Here is a 5,239-nt window from a genome sequence, read left to right on the forward strand (position 1 = left end):
CGCAAACCATGAGTCAAAAAGTACTTCTTTCCTCAAAAGAAATCCACATTATTTTACATCGACTGGCGTGCCAACTCTTAGAAAATCACCTCGATTTTAAAGACACGGTTCTGATCGGATTACAGCCCCGGGGGACTTTTCTGGCCAATCGGCTGGCTAAACTCCTCAAGGAAGAATACAAGGTGAAGGATATTAAGCTCGGGCTCCTGGATATCACCTTTTTCCGGGATGATTTCCGGAGGGGGGAGAAGCCACTGGAAGCCAGTTCCACCAGTATCGATTTTCTGGTCGAGGGGAAGAAGGTGGTCCTGATTGACGATGTGTTGTATACGGGGCGCAGTATACGGGCTGCCCTGACGGCTATACAGTCGTTCGGCAGGCCGGAGGAGATCGAGTTGCTCACCCTCATAGACCGGAGGTTCAGCAGGCACCTGCCCATTCAGCCCAATTACAGGGGCCGTCAGGTGGATGCGATCAATGAAGAGAAGGTGAAGGTGCTCTGGAAGGAGAATGAGGGAAAAGATGTTGTTTATTTAGTCAACAGATAAGGAAATGCCGGCATTAAGCGTAAGACATCTACTGGGGATCAAGTATCTGAACGAGAAGGATATACAACTCATTTTTGAAACGGCAGACCAGTTCAAGGAGGTCATCAACAGGTCGATCAAAAAGGTTCCCTCCCTCAGGGATATTACCATTGCCAACATTTTTTTTGAGAACAGTACGCGCACCAAACTGAGCTTTGAACTGGCGGAAAAGCGATTGTCTGCAGATGTACTCAATTTTTCGGCTTCCCAGTCTTCGGTAAAGAAAGGGGAAACACTCATCGATACGGTGAACAATATCCTGTCTATGAAGGTAGATATGGTAGTGATGCGTCACCCAAATCCCGGTGCGGGTATCTTCCTCTCAAAACACGTCAATGCGTCTATTATTAACGCCGGCGACGGAGCCCATGAACACCCAACACAGGCCCTGCTCGATTCCTATTCCATCAGGGAGAAACTCGGGGAGGTAGGCGGGAAAAAAGTGATCATCGTCGGGGATATCCTCCACTCAAGGGTAGCCCTTTCTAATATCTTTGCTTTGAAACTTCAGGGGGCACAGGTAAAGGTCTGCGGCCCCAGGACGCTGATTCCCAAGTACATAGAAAGCCTTGGGGTGGAAGTGGAACCTGAGCTGAGAAAGGGCCTGGAATGGTGTGATGTGGCCAACATGCTCAGGGTACAGAACGAACGCATGGAGATGAGTTACTTCCCGACCACCAGGGAGTACACCCAGCAATTCGGGATTAACAGAGAATTGCTGGACAGCCTGGACAAGGAGATCGTGATCATGCACCCCGGACCCATAAACAGGGGGGTGGAGATCACCAGTGACGTGGCAGATTCATCCCAGTCCATTATCCTGCACCAGGTAGAGAACGGGGTTGCCATCCGTATGGCGGTGATCTACCTGCTGGCCTCACAACTAAAAACCTGAGTCATGATCTTTGATAAGGACGGCAACACAACCATTGTCTATCAGGAGAATATCAGCCTCTTGAAATTCATCGAGAACCTCCAAAATGCCTACGACAAGATCCGTAACGACCATATCGTCGTCAACCTGTTTTCCTTTAACCGTCTTACAGTGGGGGATATGCTTGAATTCCTCGATCTGTCGCGCAAGCATAAGAAAGCCAATAAGTCATTTGTGCTGGTCACGGATAAGATAGATTACGAGGATGTGCCGGAAGAGATCAGCCTGGCACCCACCCTGCAGGAAGCGATGGATATCATTGAGATGGAAGATATAGAACGCGACCTCGAACTCTGAGTCATGCTTGATTACTTTTCACAGATCAATATCGCCAGGGCCAAATATCCGCTGGATGACCCCCGCATGTCGGATTTTGTCAATAATATTCCCGGGATCAACGCCCTTGCCGAAGGGAGTCCCGGATTTGTATGGAGGTGGATAGAAGAGCCGGACAGCGGAGTGGAAGAGGTATTCGGGGACCGGGCATTAGTGGTCAATATGTCGGTTTGGGAATCCCGGGATGCCCTGATGCATTTTACGTACAGGACAGGTCATGCCGAGATCTTCAGAAGGCGAAAGGAGTGGTTCTCTAAACTAGAAGACAGCCATGTGGCCTGCTGGTATAGCGAGAGCCCGGAAATAAGCCTGGCAGAAGCTAAAAAACGACTCGATCACCTCAATACTTCAGGGGAGACTCCCTATTCGTTCACCCTGAGAACAGCGTATACGAAACAGGAAGTGGAAGATTATCTCGAGGCAAACTCCTTCCTTCTATGAAGCTGCACATCCTGGGCTGTCATGCAGCCACCCCGAGTATGAAAGGTAACCCCACCTCCCAGATCCTGGAGATCAGGGACCATATTTTTCTGATCGATTGTGGGGAGGGAACGCAAGTGCAGCTAAGGAAACACAAGGTAAAATTTTCCAGGCTCAACCACATCTTCATCTCACACCTTCACGGAGACCATTTTTTTGGATTGCCGGGCCTGATTTCCACCTTCCAGTTGCTCGGGCGTGAAAAAGAGCTTCATATCTACGGTCCGGAAGGTATCAAAGAAGTGATCCTGCTCTTGTTGCGGGTCGGAAACTCCTGGACTGGCTATCAACTGGTCTTTCACGAATTGAAGGACACAAACCCGGAATTGATCTTCGAGGATGAGAAAGTAAAAGTGTCCACCATCCCCCTGAAACACAGGGTATACACCAATGGATTCCTGTTTGAGGAAAAACCCAGGGAAAGGGGGTTAAATATGGAGGCGGTCGCAAAATATAAGATAGACAAGGCGTATTTCAAGAATATCAAAAAGGGTAAGGATGCCGTATCCGCTTCAGGGGAGAAGATCGGCAATTCGGATCTGACCTTCGATCCCCCGGAACCCAAAAGTTATGCCTATTGCAGCGATACGGCCTATGACGAATCCAGGGTAGACTATATAGCCGGGGCGGATCTGTTATACCACGAAGCCACCTTTTTGTCAACGGAAGCCTCGCTTGCTGAAAAGACGGGGCATTCCACGGCGCTCCAGGCGGCACAGATCGCCCTGAAAGCCGGGGTGAAAAAACTTATCCTGGGGCATTTTTCGACCCGGTATAAGAACATGGACCTGTTCCTGAAGGAAGCTGCCGTCCAATTCCCGGACACGGTACTGGCAGAAGATGGAAAGGTCTTTGAAATCTAGGTTAAAAGCCCCCTTCTGATTTCCCTTTTTGTCAAGTTTTCACCAACTTTGTTACCATTGACCCAGAGAAGGATTTCCTATGAAGAAAGACCTGAGTGATTACCGAAAATCGTATACCAAAAGTGCCTTGCTGGAATCAGAGGTTTCAGACAATCCCATGGAGCTCTTTCAAAAATGGTTTTACGAGATCGAGAAGTCGGGTACCACAGACGAACCCAATGCGATGACTATCTCAACCCTTGGCCTGGACGGGTATCCAAAGGGAAGGGTGGTCCTCCTGAAGCGATATACGTATGAAGGTTTTATCTTCTACAGCAATTACAGAAGCGAGAAGGGTAAGGCGATTGATGAGGACCCCAGGGTCTGTCTCTCTTTCTTCTGGCCCGGGATGGAACGGCAGGTCATCGTAAAAGGTGAGGCTGAGAAGATCTCCGGGAATATGTCAGACGGATATTTTGAATCAAGGCCTACAGGGAGTAAATTAGGGGCTATTGTATCCAACCAGAGTGAGGTCATCCCTTCCCGTGAAATCCTGGAGGATCAACTCGAGGAACTCGAAAAAGAATATGACGGCAAGGAGATCCCCCGCCCCGATTATTGGGGGGGTTACCTGGTCAGGCCGGTGAGCATAGAATTCTGGCAGGGCAGGCCCAACAGGTTGCACGACAGGCTGAGATATACCCTGCTGGAAGATTACAATTGGAAAATCGAAAGGCTCGCCCCTTAAAAGATCCGGCCGCCAAAAGTAGCCATAACGCACTAACAACTCAAGGTGATGAAAGAACTAATAATGGTCAGACACGGTAAATCTTCCTGGGAATACGGGGTAGAAGACAGGGACCGGCCTTTGCTGGAGCGTGGGATACGCGATGCCCACAAGGTATCCCGTCATTTCGGGTCGTCCTCTTTTACACCCGATGCCGTCTATTCCAGCCCGGCCATCAGGGCGTTGCACACCTGTGTGGTATTCCTGCGCAAGATGAGGATCCCTTACCACAAGTTCTCTCTGGCTGAGGGGCTGTACGTGTTCTCCGGAGAACCTTTGATCGATTTCATTGCAGCTCTGCCCGATTCAGAGGATAAGGTCATGATCTTCGGGCACAACCATGCCTTTACCGAAGTGGCAAATGATTTGGGGGATCGACCCATAGAGAACGTGCCGACAACCGGTCTCGTTCACCTTTCCTTTGATATCGAGAACTGGCATGAGGTCAGGAAGGGAAAAACAGAGCAATTTTTGATTCCCAAAGCACTAAGTCTATGATCAAGAGCAAGAATCAGTATATCAACAGGGAAATCAGCTGGTTGAAATTCAATGACCGGGTTTTGCAGGAAAGTGCAGATCCTGAGGTGCCCCTGATTGAAAGACTCCGATTCCTGGGGATTTTTTCCAATAATTTGGACGAATTTTTCAAGGTGCGATACGCCACGGTGAAAAGGATCGCGGAAGCGGGTAAGTCCGGAAAAAGTGTTTTGGGAGGAGAGGTGGCCAAAGACCTCCTGGAAGAGATCACCAAGATCGTGATCGAACAGCAAGCCCGGAGCCTTGAGATACACAAAGACATTGAGGGTGAACTGGAAAGGGAGAATATCTATCTGATCAACGAGCAGGAAGTCACACCGGAACAGTCGGATTTCCTGAAAACCTACTTCCAGGAGAAGGTGAGTCCGCAGTTGATGACCATCATCTTGAACGACCTTACTTCCTTCCCTATGCTGAAGGACAGTGCCGCCTACCTGGCGGTAAAAATGGTCCTGAATTCCAATTACCTGAACGATTCCGGATCGAAGGAAAAGGAAATCAGCTTTGCGCTGATCGAGATCCCCAAGGGGATAGACCGTTTCGTGGTCCTGCCCAGGGAAGGTGACAAGCATTATATCATTATCCTGGACGACCTGATCCGGTATTGCCTGGACAGTATTTTCTCCATGTTCGACTATTCCTCCATCACGGCCCATATGATCAAGATCACCCGGGATGCTGAACTCGATATAGACAATGACCTGAGCAAGAGTTTTATCGAGAAGATATCTTCCAG

At 49.3% G+C, this 5,239-nt stretch carries 7 protein-coding genes and 1 pseudogene; all 8 read left to right on the plus strand.

The window, feature by feature from the left end; translation table 11 throughout:
* Positions 1 to 8: 8 nt before the first annotated feature.
* Positions 9 to 548, plus strand: a complete 540-nt coding sequence (gene pyrR / locus ABYP73_RS11115) for a bifunctional pyr operon transcriptional regulator/uracil phosphoribosyltransferase PyrR (RefSeq protein WP_188369260.1) — start codon at positions 9 to 11, stop codon at positions 546 to 548.
* A 4-nt stretch (positions 549 to 552) separates the two neighbouring features.
* Positions 553 to 1,482, plus strand: coding sequence for an aspartate carbamoyltransferase catalytic subunit (locus ABYP73_RS11120; protein WP_372945759.1), 930 nt, complete (start codon positions 553 to 555; stop codon positions 1,480 to 1,482).
* Positions 1,483 to 1,485: 3 nt separating this feature from the next.
* On the plus strand, positions 1,486 to 1,818 hold the full coding sequence (locus ABYP73_RS11125; protein ID WP_372945760.1) for a ribonuclease Z: 333 nt from the start codon (positions 1,486 to 1,488) through the stop codon (positions 1,816 to 1,818).
* Between the two features lie 3 nt (positions 1,819 to 1,821).
* On the plus strand, positions 1,822 to 2,298 hold the full coding sequence (locus tag ABYP73_RS11130) for a DUF3291 domain-containing protein (protein WP_372974369.1): 477 nt from the start codon (positions 1,822 to 1,824) through the stop codon (positions 2,296 to 2,298).
* A complete protein-coding gene (locus ABYP73_RS11135; protein ID WP_372974370.1) occupies positions 2,295 to 3,200 on the plus strand; it encodes a ribonuclease Z in 906 nt (301 codons plus the stop codon). The genes ABYP73_RS11130 and ABYP73_RS11135 overlap by 4 nt, the downstream gene beginning before the upstream one ends.
* Positions 3,201 to 3,279: 79 nt before the next feature.
* Positions 3,280 to 3,927 (plus strand): pyridoxamine 5'-phosphate oxidase, encoded by a 648-nt coding sequence (pdxH, locus tag ABYP73_RS11140; RefSeq protein WP_372974371.1) that lies wholly within the window; start codon positions 3,280 to 3,282, stop codon positions 3,925 to 3,927.
* Positions 3,928 to 3,975: 48 nt separating this feature from the next.
* Positions 3,976 to 4,464, plus strand: a complete 489-nt coding sequence (locus ABYP73_RS11145; RefSeq protein ID WP_372974372.1) for a histidine phosphatase family protein — start codon at positions 3,976 to 3,978, stop codon at positions 4,462 to 4,464.
* Positions 4,461 to 5,239: pseudogene (locus ABYP73_RS11150) on the plus strand (polyphosphate kinase 1); the annotation flags it as partial. The gene ABYP73_RS11145 and the pseudogene ABYP73_RS11150, both read left to right, overlap by 4 nt.

This window comes from Muriicola sp. (assembly GCF_041567615.1).
GTDB lineage: Bacteria > Bacteroidota > Bacteroidia > Flavobacteriales > Flavobacteriaceae > Muriicola.

Bases quoted from the DNA above. Each gene is read 5' to 3' on its own strand.
- ABYP73_RS11145 (WP_372974372.1), top strand. From the start codon at position 3,976: ATGAAAGAACTAATAATGGTCAGACACGGTAAATCTTCCTGGGAATAC.
- ABYP73_RS11135 (WP_372974370.1), top strand. From the start codon at position 2,295: ATGAAGCTGCACATCCTGGGCTGTCATGCAGCCACCCCGAGTATGAAA.
- pyrR (WP_188369260.1), top strand. From the start codon at position 9: ATGAGTCAAAAAGTACTTCTTTCCTCAAAAGAAATCCACATTATTTTA.
- pdxH (WP_372974371.1), top strand. From the start codon at position 3,280: ATGAAGAAAGACCTGAGTGATTACCGAAAATCGTATACCAAAAGTGCC.
- ABYP73_RS11120 (WP_372945759.1), top strand. From the start codon at position 553: ATGCCGGCATTAAGCGTAAGACATCTACTGGGGATCAAGTATCTGAAC.
- ABYP73_RS11125 (WP_372945760.1), top strand. From the start codon at position 1,486: ATGATCTTTGATAAGGACGGCAACACAACCATTGTCTATCAGGAGAAT.
- ABYP73_RS11130 (WP_372974369.1), top strand. From the start codon at position 1,822: ATGCTTGATTACTTTTCACAGATCAATATCGCCAGGGCCAAATATCCG.